This window comes from Streptomyces stoeckheimensis (assembly GCF_045822005.1).
GTDB lineage: Bacteria > Actinomycetota > Actinomycetes > Streptomycetales > Streptomycetaceae > Streptomyces > Streptomyces stoeckheimensis.
In genome coordinates, this window is sequence record NZ_CP169550.1 from 7,703,253 (window position 1) to 7,718,093 (window position 14,841).

15 protein-coding genes are annotated in these 14,841 nt (G+C 72.9%); 9 read left to right on the top strand and 6 right to left on the bottom strand.

What is annotated here, in order from left to right; all coding sequences use genetic code 11:
* Positions 1-145: 145 nt before the first annotated feature.
* Both ACE1OC_RS35000 and ACE1OC_RS35005 read right to left on the bottom strand, forming a co-directional pair.
* Complete coding sequence (locus tag ACE1OC_RS35000) at positions 146-934, bottom strand: hypothetical protein (protein ID WP_407840352.1); 789 nt, start codon at positions 932-934, stop codon at positions 146-148.
* Between the two features lie 248 nt (positions 935-1,182).
* A complete protein-coding gene (locus ACE1OC_RS35005; RefSeq protein ID WP_407840353.1) occupies positions 1,183-1,806 on the bottom strand; it encodes a class I SAM-dependent methyltransferase in 624 nt (207 codons plus the stop codon).
* Positions 1,807-1,973: 167 nt separating this feature from the next.
* Between ACE1OC_RS35005 and ACE1OC_RS35010 the strand changes: the two genes are divergently transcribed.
* From ACE1OC_RS35010 to ACE1OC_RS35030, 5 genes are all read left to right on the top strand, one after another.
* Positions 1,974-2,771: an MHYT domain-containing protein gene (locus ACE1OC_RS35010; protein WP_407840354.1), complete on the top strand. Its 798-nt coding sequence runs from the start codon at positions 1,974-1,976 to the stop codon at positions 2,769-2,771.
* A gap of 113 nt (positions 2,772-2,884) precedes the next feature.
* Positions 2,885-5,578 (top strand): nitrate- and nitrite sensing domain-containing protein, encoded by a 2,694-nt coding sequence (locus tag ACE1OC_RS35015; RefSeq protein ID WP_407840355.1) that lies wholly within the window; start codon positions 2,885-2,887, stop codon positions 5,576-5,578.
* Positions 5,578-6,021, top strand: a complete 444-nt coding sequence (locus ACE1OC_RS35020; protein WP_243340590.1) for a roadblock/LC7 domain-containing protein — start codon at positions 5,578-5,580, stop codon at positions 6,019-6,021. Before ACE1OC_RS35015 ends, ACE1OC_RS35020 begins: the two co-directional genes overlap by 1 nt.
* Positions 6,022-6,032: 11 nt before the next feature.
* Positions 6,033-6,419, top strand: a complete 387-nt coding sequence (locus tag ACE1OC_RS35025) for a DUF742 domain-containing protein (protein ID WP_274547500.1) — start codon at positions 6,033-6,035, stop codon at positions 6,417-6,419.
* Complete coding sequence (locus tag ACE1OC_RS35030) at positions 6,419-7,057, top strand: GTP-binding protein (protein ID WP_382968188.1); 639 nt, start codon at positions 6,419-6,421, stop codon at positions 7,055-7,057. Before ACE1OC_RS35025 ends, ACE1OC_RS35030 begins: the two co-directional genes overlap by 1 nt.
* A gap of 70 nt (positions 7,058-7,127) precedes the next feature.
* Here ACE1OC_RS35030 and ACE1OC_RS35035 read toward each other — a convergent pair whose 3' ends face one another.
* Positions 7,128-7,556, bottom strand: coding sequence for a PPOX class F420-dependent oxidoreductase (locus tag ACE1OC_RS35035; protein ID WP_407840356.1), 429 nt, complete (start codon positions 7,554-7,556; stop codon positions 7,128-7,130).
* A gap of 106 nt (positions 7,557-7,662) precedes the next feature.
* Here ACE1OC_RS35035 and ACE1OC_RS35040 point away from each other — a divergent pair, with 106 nt between their 5' ends.
* Both ACE1OC_RS35040 and ACE1OC_RS35045 read left to right on the top strand, forming a co-directional pair.
* Positions 7,663-8,061: a roadblock/LC7 domain-containing protein gene (locus ACE1OC_RS35040; protein WP_243340556.1), complete on the top strand. Its 399-nt coding sequence runs from the start codon at positions 7,663-7,665 to the stop codon at positions 8,059-8,061.
* Between the two features lie 138 nt (positions 8,062-8,199).
* Positions 8,200-9,084 carry a DUF6397 family protein gene (locus tag ACE1OC_RS35045; protein ID WP_407840357.1) on the top strand — a complete coding sequence of 295 codons (885 nt, stop codon included), beginning with the start codon at positions 8,200-8,202 and terminating at the stop codon, positions 9,082-9,084.
* Here ACE1OC_RS35045 and ACE1OC_RS35050 read toward each other — a convergent pair.
* The 3 genes from ACE1OC_RS35050 to ACE1OC_RS35060 all read right to left on the bottom strand — a co-directional run bounded on the left by ACE1OC_RS35050 (position 9,048) and on the right by ACE1OC_RS35060 (position 13,034).
* Complete coding sequence (locus ACE1OC_RS35050; RefSeq protein ID WP_407840358.1) at positions 9,048-9,461, bottom strand: YchJ family protein; 414 nt, start codon at positions 9,459-9,461, stop codon at positions 9,048-9,050. The two genes, ACE1OC_RS35045 and ACE1OC_RS35050, sit on opposite strands and share 37 nt — an antisense overlap.
* 41 nt (positions 9,462-9,502) lie before the next feature.
* The gene (locus ACE1OC_RS35055; RefSeq protein ID WP_250745037.1) at positions 9,503-10,405 is read right to left on the bottom strand and encodes an acyl-CoA thioesterase; all 903 of its coding nucleotides are present in this window, start codon (positions 10,403-10,405) and stop codon (positions 9,503-9,505) included.
* Between the two features lie 106 nt (positions 10,406-10,511).
* Entirely contained in the window at positions 10,512-13,034 is a 2,523-nt protein-coding gene (locus tag ACE1OC_RS35060; RefSeq protein WP_407840359.1) for a DEAD/DEAH box helicase, read from the bottom strand.
* Between the two features lie 145 nt (positions 13,035-13,179).
* Here ACE1OC_RS35060 and ACE1OC_RS35065 point away from each other — a divergent pair, with 145 nt between their 5' ends.
* Positions 13,180-13,971, top strand: a complete 792-nt coding sequence (locus tag ACE1OC_RS35065; RefSeq protein WP_407840360.1) for a metal-dependent hydrolase — start codon at positions 13,180-13,182, stop codon at positions 13,969-13,971.
* Positions 13,972-14,024: 53 nt separating this feature from the next.
* Complete coding sequence (locus ACE1OC_RS35070) at positions 14,025-14,810, top strand: hypothetical protein (RefSeq protein ID WP_407840361.1); 786 nt, start codon at positions 14,025-14,027, stop codon at positions 14,808-14,810.
* Positions 14,811-14,841: the final 31 nt, after the last annotated feature.

Sequence of the window (14,841 nt, forward strand, 5' to 3'; positions counted from 1 at the left end):
GCATCCTCCCCCTCATGACCAGCCCGTACATCGAACGCCGCGCACGCGGCTCACCTGCGCCTTGCCTCGCAGCGCACCGTGCCTTGCCTCGCAGCGCACCGCGCCACGCCGCACCCCGGCTCGGCCCTGCCCCGCCCCGCCCCGCTCAGGCGGGCCGCACGGCCACCCGGTCCAGCGCCGCCAGCAGCTCCGACAGCTCCGGAAGCTCCCCCTGGGCCTCGTGCGGTACGGCCAGCACCTCGCTCGGCTCCTCGTCGAGCAGGACGAAGGCGGCCCCGTCGGTGCGGGCCACCAGTGACCACCCCGGCCCGTCGACGCGCAGCGTCCGCGCCTCGTCGCCCGCGAAGGAGGACCGCACCCTGCCGGGCGGCGGCGGGCTCTGCGTGTACGCCAGGGCCTCCTCCAAGGCCCGCGCCAGCCCCGGGTGCGCGGCCGCCGCGACCCCGCCGTCCGTGCCCACGCGCTCGCTCCAGTCGGCCCACTCCCGGGCGATCTGGTCGGCGCCCATCCGCCGCTGCACCGGACCCCAGGTCTCGGCCGACGGCGGGGCCAGCGGCACCCGTCCCGTGCCGTCCGCACCCTGCTCTGGATCGTGCGGATCGGGGATCCCGGCCGTGGCCACTGCGAGCGCCAGCGGCCAGCCCGCCAGCGAGATCACGATGGACCGTTCGTCGGGGGACAGGTCGTACTCCATCCCGCAGTCCCACGAGGCGATGGCCATGGCCACGAGCGAGACGTCGTCGACCACGACCGTCCAGCGCGCGCCCTCCTCGTCCTGCCCCATCACCAGGCCGTACCCGGCGGCCGCCGGCGGCACGCCGAGCAGCGAGCAGGCCTCGGGGTAGTCGTCACCCAGGATGCTCGGGAACTGCGCGGGGGTCAGCAGCACGGCGGTCAGCACGTACAGCGACCCGCCGTCCTCCTCTTCGGACACGTGGCCTCCCGGTCGTTCTCTCGTCGGCGCACCCTAACCAGCGAGTAACCACCGCGTCGAGAGCTGGCGGGAGGCGATTTCCGAGCCCGTCACCTGCACGGAGCGTCTGCCGCCCGCCACGGAAACGGCTCGGCGCCGCCGACGGCGTGCCGTGGGCGAGCCCGGGTGCGTGGGCGAGCCCGGTCGCGTGGCCGGTGCGTACAGCTGCTCCGGGCACGTGGCCGACGTAGAGGATCTGCCGGTCGTGATCAGGGGGTGCGGACCGCCAGCGCGAGGAAGCGGGAGTCCTCGTCGGCGTACGAGGTCATCCGCCAGCCCGAACCGGCCAGCAGCGGGCCCAGGTTGTGCTCGGCGCGCATGTCGTCCGGGGTCAGTTCGCGGCCGTGGCGCGCCGCGAGGGCCGCCCGCCCGATCGGGTGGAACAGCGCGAGCCGGCCGCCCGGGCGGACCACCCGGGCGAGTTCGCGCAAGTTGGCCCCGGGGTCGGGCAGATGGGCGATGAGACCGGCGGCGAACACGGCGTCCAGCACCCCGTCGCGCAGCGGCAGCCGGGCCACGTCCGCGAGCAGCAGTGCGCCCTCCGCGCCCCGGCCGGCCTCGTGCGCGGCGGCCAGCATCTGCGGGGTGACATCGGCGCCGAGCACCGTTCCCGACGGTCCGACGGCCGCACGGAGCGCGGTCAGCGCCCGCCCGGTGCCACAGCCCGCGTCGAGCACCCGGTCGCCGGGACGCAGTCCGAACTCGCCGACGGCGGTCGCGAAGGCGGGCCCGTCGCCGGGGAACTTGCGGTCCCAGTCGGCCGCGCGCGCCCCGAAGAACTCCTGGACGTGGCCACGGTCCCGGGTCTGGTCCTGTGTGCGGTCTTCGCTCATGTGCCCATGATCCCTCACCGGGGCTCCGGCACATGCCTGCGGAACGTGTGCAAGGTGGTACGTGGTGTGATCGAAGATGAACGTATCTCTGTCATATTCCAGCAGTTCCAGTGGCTTTCGAAATGCGGCCCGTGTTCGCTCCCTCACCCGGACTAGCTTCCGTGGCCATGGGACACCTGGACCACGCCGCCTACGGCTGGCTTACCCCCGCGCTGTCATACGTGATGGCTTCGATCGGCGCCGCCCTCGGCCTGCGCTGCACCGTTCGCGCGCTCGCCGCGACGACCGGAACCTCCCGCCGCAACTGGCTCCTCACGGCGGCCTCGGCCATCGGCACCGGGATCTGGACGATGCACTTCGTCGCCATGCTCGGCTTCCACGTCACCGGGACCGAGATCCGCTACAACGTGCCGCTGACCATCCTCAGCCTCCTCGTCGCGATGATCGTCGTCGGCGCCGGGGTCTTCGCCGTCGGCTACGGGAAGGACCGCGGCCGGGCCCTCGTCGTCGGCGGCCTCACCACCGGCCTCGGCGTCGCCAGCATGCACTACCTAGGCATGGCGGCCCTGCGCCTGCACGGCACGGTCTCCTACGAGCCGCTCACCGTCGGGCTCTCCGTCGCCATCGCGGTCGTCGCGGCCACGGCCGCCCTGTGGGCGGCCCTCAACATCAAGTCCCCGGTGGCCGTCGCCGTCGCCTCGCTCGTGATGGGCGGCGCCGTCAGCAGCATGCACTACACCGGCATGCTCGCGGTCGCCGTCGAGGTCACCCCCTCGGACGCGGCCCTGCCGGGCGCCACCGCCATGCAGTTCATCTTCCCGCTCGCCGTCGGCCTCGGCTCCTACCTCTTCATCACCTCCGCGTTCGTCGCCCTCTCACCGACCGCCGACGAGCGCGAGGCCTCCGCGATGGCCTCCGCCGACCTGCGCCTGGGAGAGCGGGCCGCCACCGCCCCCACCGGCTGAGGCCCCGCCGCCACCCGGTCGCCGCTCCGGCTGCCTCCGATACCCGCCGCCACGCCGCCGCCACCGCCCCCGCGACCGTCACGTCCGTACGCACCGCCCGGAACGAGGAGCCCATGCGCAGACCCCGCAGAACACCGGAAGCAGCGGCGTCGCGGCCGCCCGCGCCCGCGCCAGCGGGTGGCCGCGGCAAGGGGCCGGGCCGCCGGGCGCACGCCGGACCGCCCGCCGAGGAGCCCGTGGAGCGCGCCACCTCCGACGTGCTCGGGGCGATACCCGGCGGGGCCGGGGGCGGTGGCCGCGGTCCGCGCCTGCGGCTGCGCCCCGCCACCGTCCGAGCGAAGATCGTCTCGCTGCTGATGGTGCCGGTGGTCTCCCTGCTCGCCCTCTGGGCCTTCGCGACCGTCGACGCGGCCCAGGACGTCGCCCGCCTCAGCCGCGCCCAGCGCGTCGACCGTGAGCTCCGGGCACCGGTCGAGGCCGCCGTCACCGCCCTGCAGGCCGAACGGCGCACGGCGGTACGGCTGCTGGCCGACCCCACCGCCGGCCAGGCGGCCGCCGCCCAGGCCCCCGGCCAGGCCGCCGCCCTGGACGAACAGGCACGCCGCACCGACGGCACCGTACGGGCACTGCGGCTCGGCGACCGCAACACGGTGGCCGACTCCGGCGACTACCGCACCGACATCGTCATCCGGCTGCGCGACTTCGTCGCCGCCGCCGAGGGACTGGGCCCGGCGCGCAAGGACGTCGCCGGGCACCGGGCCACCCCGGAAGCGGCGTACGAGACGTACACCCGGGTGATCGACGCGGCGCTGGAAGTCGGCGGGGCCCTCTCCGGAGGAGGCCAGGACGCCGAACTGGGCGTCGACGCCCGGGTCCTGCTGGAGTTCGCGCGGGCCGGGGAGCAGCTGTCGCGGGAGGACGCCCTGCTGACGGTGCCGGGGCCGCGCACCGCCGAAACGCTTCGCCGGCTGACCGGAGCGGTCGAGACCCGCCGGGCCCTGACCGCCACGGCGGCCCGGGACCTGCCCGGCGCACAGCAGGACACCTGGCAGGCCGTGGCCAAGAGCGCCGCCTACGCCGACCTCACCGGGGCCGAGGATCGGGCGCTGGCCGCCGCGGCCGGTGCCGGCGCCGCCGGCCCGCCCCCCGGCTGGGAGGCGGCCTACACCTCCGTCGCCGGCTCGATGCGGGAGATCGCGGACGCCGCCCACGCGGCATCCGCCGACCGCACCGACCCGTTCGGCGCGGGTGCGCTGAGTCCCGCCGGAGCCGCCGTCCTCCTGGGCCTGGCCGCCGTGGCCGCCTCGCTCGTCATCTCGGTCCGCATCGGCCGGGCCCTCGTCGTCGAACTGGTCTCGCTGCGCAACACCGCGCTGGAGATCGCCCACCGCAAACTCCCGCAGGCCATGGACCGGTTGCGGGCCGGGCAGGACATCGACGTGGCCGCCGAAACCCCGCGGGGACCGGCCGCCGCCGACGAGATCGCCCAGGTCGGCGAGGCACTGGCCACGGTCCACCGGGCCGCCCTCAGCGCCGCCGTCGAACGCGCCGAACTGGCCAGCGGAGTGAGCGGGGTCTTCGTCAACCTCGCCCGGCGCAGCCAGGTCCTGGTGCACAAGCAGCTCACCCTGCTCGACTCGATGGAACGCCGCGCCGACGACCCGAGCGAGCTCGGCGACCTCTTCCGCCTCGACCACCTCACCACCCGGATGCGGCGGCACGCGGAAAGCCTGATCATCCTCTCGGGCGCCGCTCCCGGACGCGCCTGGCGGATGCCGATCCCGCTGACGAACGTCGTCCGGGCCGCCGTCTCCGAGATCGAGGACTACCCGCGCGTGGAGGTCCGCCAGCTCGCCGAGGCCGCCGTCGTCGGCGGGGCCGTCGCCGACCTCACCCACCTGCTGGCCGAACTCATCGAGAACGCGACCCAGTTCTCCCCGCCCCACACCAAGGTCAGGGTCAGCGGAGAACCCGTCGGCGCCGGCTACGTCCTGGAGGTGGAGGACCGCGGACTCGGCATGGGCCGCGAATCCCTCCAGGAGGCCAACCGGCGCATCGAGCAGTCCGAGGCCCTCGACCTCTTCGACAGCGACCGGCTCGGGCTCTTCGTGGTCAGCCGCCTCTCGGCACGCCACGGTGTCAAGGTGCACCTGCGCATGTCACCGTACGGCGGCACCACCGCGGTGGTACTGCTCCCCAACTCCCTGCTCCAGGGCGCCCTGACGGCCGCCTACCCGCACCCCGAGGAGGAGCACGGCGCAGCTCCGGCCCCGGCCCCGAGCCCTGTGCCGTCGCCGGAGCCGATCTCCGAGCCGGTCCGGGAGCGGTACCGGGAGCCGTCCCAGGCCATCAGCGTCGTACGGGACGACGTGCGCGGGGTCCCGGTCCCGGACCGGAGCCCCGTGCGCGAGGAGCCCCGTCCCTCCCCGGTGGCCCCGCTGCGGCCGCGCGGCTCCGCGGGCGCGGTTCCCCGTACGCCCGCCCCGGCGGTGACGGTGGCCCCCTCGGGCCCATCGGCTCCCTCGGGCCCGGCCGCGTCGGTCACCGAACTGCCGCGCCGCGTCCGGCAGGCCAGCCTCGTCCCGCAGTTGCGCGAGGCCCCCGCTCCCAAGGCCCCGGCCGGGGTCCGGGGGGCGGAGGCACCGCCCGGCCGCAGCCCCGAGCAGGCGCGCGAGCGGATGGCGGCGTACCGGGCGGGCTGGGTGCGGGGCACGCAGGCGAGCGGCGAAGCCGGAGCGGACGGTCCGGGCCGCGCGGGCGGCATGGGCGGCACAGGCAGTACTGGCGAAGGCGAAGGAGCACGGTGATGATCGAACATCAGAGGATCGACCTCGACGGCGTCCGCAGGTCGGGCGAACTCGACTGGCTCCTGGACGACCTCGTGGTCCGGGTGCGCGAGGTACGGCACGCCGTGGTCCTGTCCAACGACGGCCTGGCGGTGGGCGCTTCCAGCGCACTGAGCCGGGAGGACGCCGAGCACCTGGCGGCCGTGGCCTCCGGCTTCCACAGCCTGGCCAAGGGCGCGGGCCGGCACTTCCACGCCGGGGGCGTGCGCCAGACGATGGTGGAGATGGACGAGGGCTTCCTCTTCGTGGCGGCCGCCGGAGACGGCTCCTGCCTGGCCGTGCTCAGCGGGGCCGGCGCCGACATGGGGCTCATCGCCTACGAGATGGCCCGGTTGGTCAAGCGGGTCGGCGAGCACCTGTACACCCCGGCCCGGTTCGCGGCGCGGCCGCCGGCCGCCGGTTGAGGGCGGCGGCCGTGAGCACGAACGGCCGGTGGTACGACGCCGACGCGGGCCCGCTCGTCCGTCCGTACGCCATGACCGGCGGGCGCACGAAGCCGGGACCCCACGGGGTCCGGTTCGACCTGATCGCGCTGGTGGCCGTGGACCCGGCGGGAACGGACGAGGCGGCCGAGTCGCTGCTGGGACCGGAGCACCGGGCGTTGCTCGGACTGTGCCGGGACGAAACCCAGTCGGTGGCCGAACTCGCGGCGGACGCGGACCTGCCCGTGGGCGTGGTGCGCGTACTGCTCGGTGACCTGCTGGAGGCCGGGCACGTCAAGGTCAGCCGGCCGGTGCCGCCCGCACAGCTGCCGGACGAGCGGATTCTGCGTGAAGTCATCGAGGGATTGCGAGCGCTGTGATGGGACTGCACCACAACGGGCCGGCGCCGGCCGCCGAGGGCGGCGAGGAACTGGCCGCGCTCGCGCTGAAGATACTCGTGGCGGGCGGCTTCGGCGTCGGCAAGACGACCCTGGTCGGCTCGGTCAGCGAGATCCGGCCGCTGCGCACGGAGGAACTGCTCAGCGAGGCAGGGGAACTGGTCGACGACACGGGAGGGGTCGACCAGAAGACGACGACCACCGTGGCGATGGACTTCGGGCGGATCACGATCAGATCGGGGCTGTCGCTGTACCTGTTCGGGACTCCGGGGCAGGACCGGTTCTGGTTCCTGTGGGACGAGTTGTCCCAGGGGGCGCTGGGTGCGGTGGTCCTCGCCGACACGCGGCGGCTGGAGGACTGCTTCCCGGCGGTCGACTACTTCGAGCACCGGAAGATCCCGTTCGTGGTGGCCGTCAACTGCTTCGCGAACGCGCGGCGGTACGCCTCGAACGAGGTCGCGCGGGCGCTGGACCTGGATCAGGGGACGCCGGTGGTGCTGTGCGACGCACGGGACAAGGACTCGGGGAAGGAAGTGCTGATCCGGCTGGTGGAGTACGCGGGACGGGTGCACACGGCGCGGTTGCTGGAGTCGGTGGAGCCGCGGGCCGATTCGGTGTGAACCGGCCCGCGGCGTGGCGGTGTTGCGGGGGTGGGGTGGGGGTGCTGCGGGAACCGTGCGGCGGATGCCGTCAGTCGGCCACGCCGGCGGCCGAGATCACCTTGTCGATGGAGACGCGCACGAGGAGCTCGCCGGGAACGGCGTTGCGGCGGCCGAAGGCCTCGCCGTGCTCCTCTCCCATGTAGCGGGCGCCGATCCTGGTCGACCAGGGGAGCATCGTGTCCAGGTCGTCGCTGATCTCGGCCCGGCCCTGGAGGACGACGTAGGAGAAGGGCGGCCGGTCGTCGTCCACGCAGAGGGCGACGCGGCCGTCGCGGGCCAGATTGCGCCCCTTGACGGTGTCCTTCCCGGTGTTGAACACGAAGGAGTCGCCGTCGAGAACGAACCAGATGGGAGCGATGTGAGGGCTTCCGTCCTCACGGACGGTGGACAGTTTCCCGGTGCGGGTGGAGTGGGAGACGAACGCCTGCCATTCCTCTTGAGTCATCTTCTTCACCATGGGTCCATCCTCCTTGCCGGAAAGCCGCTGGTGGGGAAGGCTGGCGGCACGACTATGCGGGGTGGGGCGCGGCCGGTTCGGCCGCGTCGACGGGGAGGGACTGTATATGGCGCTGGACAAGCAGCTGGACTGGCTGCTGGACGACTTGACGCGGCGGGTGCAGCAGGTGCGGCACGCGGTGGTGCTCTCCAACGACGGCCTGGTGACGGGCGCGAGCGCGGGGCTGGCACGGGAGGACGCGGAGCACCTGGCGGCGGTCGCGGCGGGGCTGCAGAGCCTGGCGAAGGGCTCGGGGCGGCACTTCCGGGCGGGTGAGGTCCGTCAGACGATGGTCGAGTACGACGACGGGGTCCTCTTCGTCATGGCGGCGGGTGCGGGCAGCTGCCTGTGCGTGCTGAGCGCCTCCGAGGCCGACATCGGGCACGTGGCGTACGAGATGACGCTGCTGGTCAACCGGGTGGGGGAGCACCTGGGGGTCGCGGAGCGGCGGATCACCGGCGGCTAGGGCCTGTCGTCAAGATCCCGTCGTCGCCCGAAGGGCGGCGCAGTGCGCGCCTTCCGGGTTGTCCACAGGCGCTGCGGGGTGTCGTAGCTCTGAGTTACGTTCTTCACACACAGTGATCACTCTGGTGGGGAGAGCGCGATGACGCAGATGGTGCAGACGACGCAGATGGCGCATGCGACGCGGGCGACGGCGGAGACTGCGGGGGTGATCCCGACGGCGGTGCCGAGGGTGGAGTCCGCGCCCGCGGGGTGCGCAGAGGTCGCCGGGCTGATGGGCGGTGGGCGAGCCGCCGAGGAACTGGGGCTGAGCCGCAGTGAGTTCGCCCGCGCCGTCCAGTTGGGCCTGGTGCGGGCGGGACCCCAGGGGCCCGCCGGGGCCCCGCGGTACACCCGGACCGAGCTCGACCGGGTCCGGTCGGCCGAGGGGTTCCCGGACGCGCTGCGCGAGCGGGTGGAGACGGTCGCGGGAGCGGAGGCGGCAGCCGCCGTCCTGGGGGTCGGCCCGAGCCGGTTCACCCGGCTCGCACGCTGCGGCCATCTCACTCCGGTGGGATACCGGATCAACCGCTACCGGGCGGTGGTGTGGCTCTATCTGACCGCGGAGCTACGGGACTTCGCGGTCCGCGAGCCCGGAATGCTGCGGGGGAGCGCCCCGCCGGCGGACCGGGAGCTGATGGCGGCCAGGGCCGACCTGCGCCCCCGGAAGTGGCGCGAACGGCACGTCGGGCTGTTGCTGAGAGGGACCGCCGTCCCCTGGGAGCGGGCTGCCGTACTGGCCTCCGTGCTCCCCGAGGACGATGTGCGCGCGATCGTTCCCGACGCGGCGGAGCGCATCCTGCTCGGCGCGCTCGCCCCGCCCCCGCCCTACGGGCACCCGCAGGTCCCGGCGGCCGCCGAGGTGGCGACCCGGCTGCTGCGGGCCGGGTCACCGGACGAGACCGGCTGGTACCGCACCAGCCTCGACTTCGCCCTGACCGGAGCGAGGGGTCAGTCGAAGTCGACGGGGGAGAGGGGGCCGACGTAGACCCAGGCCCCGTTGTCCCGGGCGAAGGAACTGTGCTCGTGCAGGGAACCGGTGTGCCGCCCCTCGCGGTAGTGCGCCCGGAACTCCACCGAGCCCTCCGTCTCGAACATCCCGCCGCGCTCGGTGGCCAGGATCTCCAGCCGTTCCCAGCGCTGCCCGGGATCCAGGTCGAGCACGCCCGGCCGGGTCGACGGGTGCCAGGAGCGCAGAAGATAGGCGGTGTCGCCGACGGCGAAGGCGCTGAAGCGGGAGCGCATCAGCAGCTCGGCGGTCGGAGCCTGCCGCTCGCCGGAGTGGAAGCGGCCGCAGCACTCCGGGTAAGAGGCGGGCAGCCCGCAGGGGCAGGGGACGGCGCGGGCGGGAGCCGGAGTGGGCATGGAAACACTCAGTTCTTCGGGGAAGGGAGGGGGCGGAGGGACTACTGCGGGGACACGGCCGGCTTGGAGGCCTTGGCGCCGTACGGGCGGAAGAGCCCTTCCTGGACCACCGACACCAGCAGCTTGCCCTCGAGGTCGTAGATGCGACCGCGTGCCAGGCCCCGGCCGCCGTGCGCGATGGGCGACTCCTGGTCGTACAGGAACCACTCGTCCGCCCGGAACGGCCGGTGGAACCACATGGCGTGGTCGAGGGAGGCCATGTCGAAACCGCGCATGCCCCACAGGGGCTCCACGGGGATGCGCACGGCGTCGAGGAGGGTCATGTCACTGGCGTAGGTGAGGGCGCAGGTGTGCACGAGCGGGTCGTCGCCCAGCGGGCCGACGGCGCGCATCCACACCGCGCTGCGCGGATCGGCGTCCTTGAGCTCCTCGGGGGTCCAGCGGAGCCGGTCCACGTAACGGATGTCGAAGGGCTGGCGGCGGGCCATCCGCTCCAGCGCCTCCGGCAGCGTGCCCAGGTGCTCACGGATCTCGTCCACGACCTTCGGGAGCGTGTCCGGGTGCGGGAAGTCGAGGCGGGGAGGCAGCTGGTGCTCGATGCTGCCCTCCTCCGGCTGATGGAAGGAGGCGGTCAGATTGAAGATGGTCTTGCCCTGCTGGACCGCGGTGACCCGGCGGGTGGTGAAGGAGCGCCCGTCGCGCACCCGCTCCACCTGGTACACGATCGGCACCCCGGGGATGCCGGGGCGCAGGAAGTACGAATGGAGGGAGTGCACGGGCCGGTCGCCCTCCGTGGTGCGGCCGGCCGCCACCAGCGCCTGGCCGGCGACCTGGCCGCCGAAGACGCGCTGGAGGGACTCCTGGGGACTGGCGCCCCGGAAGATGTTGACCTCGATCTGCTCCAGGTCGAGCAGATCGACCAGCCTCTCGGCGGGGTTCGTCATCAGAGGATCTCCACGGTCGGGCCCGGCCGCCGCGAGGGCGCCGGTCGGTTGCGGGTCGGAGGTCGGTTGCGCGGCGGGTGCCCGCGCGGGCGGAGCCGGAGGGAGGTCAGAGCTGGCCGAGTTCGCCGACCGAGGTGACGCGCAGGACCGCCCGGCCCTCCTCGTCGGATGCGGCGAGGTCCACCTCGGCGCTGATGCCCCAGCCATGGTCCCCGTTGGGGTCGGCGAAGGTCTGCCGGACGCGCCAGAGGCCGTGCGCCGGGTCCTCCTCGATCTGGAGCAGCTTGGGCCCGCGCGCGTCGGGGCCCGTGCCCAGGTCGTCGTACTCGTCCCAGTAGCCGTCCATGGCCTCGCCCCAGGCGTCGGCGTCCCAGCCGGAGTCGCCGTCCAGCTCGCCCAGGACGTTGACGTGGTCCAGGGCCGCCAGCTCGACCCGGCGGAACATGGCGTTGCGGACCAGGACGCGGAAGGCGCGGGCGTTCGCGGTGACCGGCTTGACCTGGTCGGCCTTCTCCTGGGCCTGCTCCGCCGTCTCCACCTCCGGGTTCGCCAGCTGCTCCCACTCGTCGAGCAGGCTGGAGTCGACCTGGCGGACCAGCTCGCCGAGCCACTCGATCAGGTCCTGGAGGTCCTCGGACTTGAGGTCGTCGGGGATGGTGTGGTCCAGCGCCTTGAAGGCGCTCGCCAGGTAGCGCAGCACGATGCCCTCGGTGCGCGCCAGCTCGTAGTACGAGGTGAACTCGGTGAAGGTCATCGCGCGTTCGTACATGTCGCGGATGATCGACTTCGGGGAGACGGGGTGGTCGCGGACCCACGGGTGGCTCTTGCTGTACACGTCGTAGGCGTGCAGGAGCAGCTCTTCGAGGGGCTTGGGATAGGTGATCTCCTGGAGCCGCTCCATCCGCTCCTCGTACTCGACCCCGTCGGCCTTCATCGCGCCCACGGCCATGCCGCGTTCCTTGTTCTGCTGGGCGGCGAGGATCTGGCGCGGGTCGTCCAGCGTGGACTCCACCACCGAGACCATGTCCAGCGCGTAGGAAGGGGACTCCGGGTCCAGCAGGTCGAAGGAGGCCAGCGCGAAGGTGGACAGCGGCTGGTTCAGCGCGAAGTCCTGCTGGAGGTCGACGGTCAGCCGGATCGTGCGGCCCTCGGCGTCCGGGGTGTCGAGCTTCTCGACGACACCGCCGTCCAGCAGCGACCGGTAGATGGCGATGGCCCGGCGGATGTGGCGCAGCTGGGCCTTGCGCGGCTCGTGGTTGTCCTCGAGCAGGTGGCGCATCGCCTTGAAGGCGTCGCCGGGCCGGGCGATGACCGACAGGAGCATGATGTTGGTGACCTTGAAGCGCGAGGTCAGCGCCTCCGGGTCGGCGGCGATGAGCTTCTCGAAGGTGGTGTCCGACCAGGCCACGAAGCCCTCGGGGGCCTTCTTGCGGACCACCTTGCGGCGCTTCTTCGGGTCGTCGCCCGCCTTGGCGAGCGCCTTCTCGTTCTCGATGACGTGCTCGGGCGCCTGGGCCACCACGTAGCCGGCGGTGTCGAAGCCGGCCCGGCCGGCGCGGCCGGCGATCTGGTGGAACTCACGGGCGCGCAGCGTGCGGACCCGGGTGCCGTCGTACTTGGTCAGCGCCGTGAACAGCACCGTGCGGATCGGGACGTTGACGCCGACGCCGAGGGTGTCGGTGCCGCAGATGACCTTCAGCAGACCGGCCTGGGCCAGCTTCTCCACCAGGCGGCGGTACTTGGGCAGCATGCCCGCGTGGTGCACGCCGATGCCGTGGCGGACGTAACGCGAGAGGTTCTGGCCGAACTTGGTGGTGAAGCGGAAATGGCCGATCAGCTCGGCGATCTTGTCCTTCTCCTCGCGGGTGCACATGTTGATGCTCATCAGCGACTGCGCCCGCTCGACCGCCTGGGCCTGGGTGAAGTGCACGATGTAGACCGGCGCCTGCCGGGTCTCCAGCAGCTCGGTGATGGTGTCGGTGATCGGCGTCGTGACGTACTCGTACGACAGCGGGACGGGCCGGGTCGCGGAGCGGACCACCGAGGTGGGTCGGCCGGTGCGCCGGGTCAGGTCCTCCTCGAACCGCTTCATGTCGCCGAGCGTCGCCGACATCAGGATGAACTGCGCCTGCGGCAGCTCCAGGATCGGGATCTGCCAGGCCCAGCCGCGGTCCGGCTCCGCGTAGAAGTGGAACTCGTCCATCACGACCTGGCCGATGTCGGCGTACTTGCCGTCGCGCAGGGCGATCGAGGCCAGCACCTCGGCGGTGCAGCAGATCACCGGCGCGTCCGAGTTCACCGAGGCGTCGCCGGTCAGCATGCCGACGTTCTCGGTGCCGAAGAGCTTGCACAGGTCGAAGAACTTCTCCGAGACCAGCGCCTTGATCGGCGCGGTGTAGAAGGTGACCTTGTCCTGGGCCAGGGCCGTGAAGTGCGCGCCCGCCGCCACCAGGCTCTTGCCGGAGCCGGTCGGGGTGGACAGGATCACGTTCGCGCCGGTGACCACCTCCATCAGAGCCTCCTCCTGAGCCGGGTACAGGGTGATGCCCTGGTCCTCCGCCCACGAGGAGAAAGCCTCGAAGAGGGCGTCGGGGTCGGCGTTCGGCGGGAGCTGATCAATGAGGGTCACACCCCCCATCTTGCCTGGCTTCCCCCCGGATCAGGGAACCGGCGGACAGAAGGAAGATCATCGACGGTACGCTGTGCCGTCGATGCGGCCCGAACGACACCGTCAACAGGGCCCGACCAGCACACCACCGGGGCGGGGAACGACCATGATGGGTCCGGCGCACTCACTGTCCGGGGCAGCGGCCTGGCTGGGGGTGGGCGCCGCGGCGGCCGCCTACGGGCACCCGATGCCCTGGCCCGTCCTCGTCGTCGGCGCGCTGATCTGCGCCGGAGCCGCCCTCGCCCCCGACCTGGACCACAAGTCGGCGACGATCTCCCGCGCCTTCGGTCCGCTCTCCCGGGGCCTGTGCGAGGTGGTCGACAAGATCTCCTACGGGGTCTACAAAGCCACCCGGGCCCCGCGCGACGCCCGCCGCACCGGGGGCCACCGCACCCTGACCCACACCTGGCTCTGGGCCGTCCTGATCGGCGCCGGTTCCTCCGCGATCGCCGTCACCGCGGACCGGTGGGGCGTCCTCGCGCTCCTCTTCGTCCACCTGGTCCTCGCGGTCGAAGGCCTGCTGTGGCGGGCCGCCCGCATGTCCAGCGACGTCCTGGTCTGGCTGCTCGGCGCGACCAGCGCCTGGATACTGGCAGGCGTGCTCGACCAGCCCGGCAACGGCTCCGGCTGGCTCTTCACCGCCCCCGGCCAGGAATACCTGTGGCTCGGCCTGCCCATCGTGCTCGGCGCCCTGGTCCACGACATCGGCGACGCCCTGACCGTCTCCGGCTGCCCGATCCTGTGGCCCCTGCCCATCGCGGGCAAGCGCTGGTACCCCATCGGGCCGCCGAAGATGATGCGCTTCCGCGCCGGCAGCTGGGTGGAGCTCAAGGTCCTCATGCCGGTGTTCATGCTCCTGGGCGGAGTGGGCGGAGCCTCGGCCCTCGGCTTCTTCTAGACCCCGGTTCTGCCCGTGCCCGGGGGCCCGAGCGCGCCCCGTAGCCTGGCGGGATGCCTGAGATCCATGTCCTCTGGCCCACGGCCCCCTCCTCAGAGACCGACTGGCTGACCGAGCTCTGCGGGGACGGAACCACAGGTTTCACCCCGCCCGGCATGCCCGACGCGGCCTGGGTGCTGAACGCGATGTACGAGCACACCGGCGGGATCCTGGGCATCTCCCACCACGAGGCGCGGCAGGCGGCCATCGCCGCCGGCACCGTCACACCGCTCCGGTTCGGCGACTTCGACATGGAAGCGGGGATCGCCACGGGCGGCGGACTGGGACGCGCGGAACACCCCGGGCCGCAGTACCGCCGCCTGCGCTGGGCCGAGCTGTCCGGCCGATGCGGGGACCCCGCGGTCGCCGAAGGGACCTTGCCGTCGCTGCACTGCTTCCCCGCCGCGAAACTGGAGGGCAGCTGGCCCGTCGGCCTGCGTCCACCCACGGAAGGCAGTCTGGACCGTCCCACGTGGGACCGGCTGATCGACCTGCTCACGGCCCATGCCCCCGACGGCGCGCACACCCGCTGCCTCGCGTACTACAACCCGTTGATGCCGGCCGCCGTCGACTTCGACAACCTGCGCGTCCGGGCAGGCCGGCTCGGAGACGCGCACGCCCTCTACGACAATCCGGAGGCGGACTTCACCCCCTCCAACCTGTGGGCCGAGGACCGCTCCTGGGTCCTGTGCACCGACTACGACCTCTGGGCCACCAAGGTCTGCGGCCCCCGGCCGCTCGTCGAAGCGCTGCTCCGTGACCCCGAGATCGAGGCCGTCCGCCTGCCCTGGACCACGTAGGCGCGGTGCGGGGCAGGCGGGGTGCGGCGGA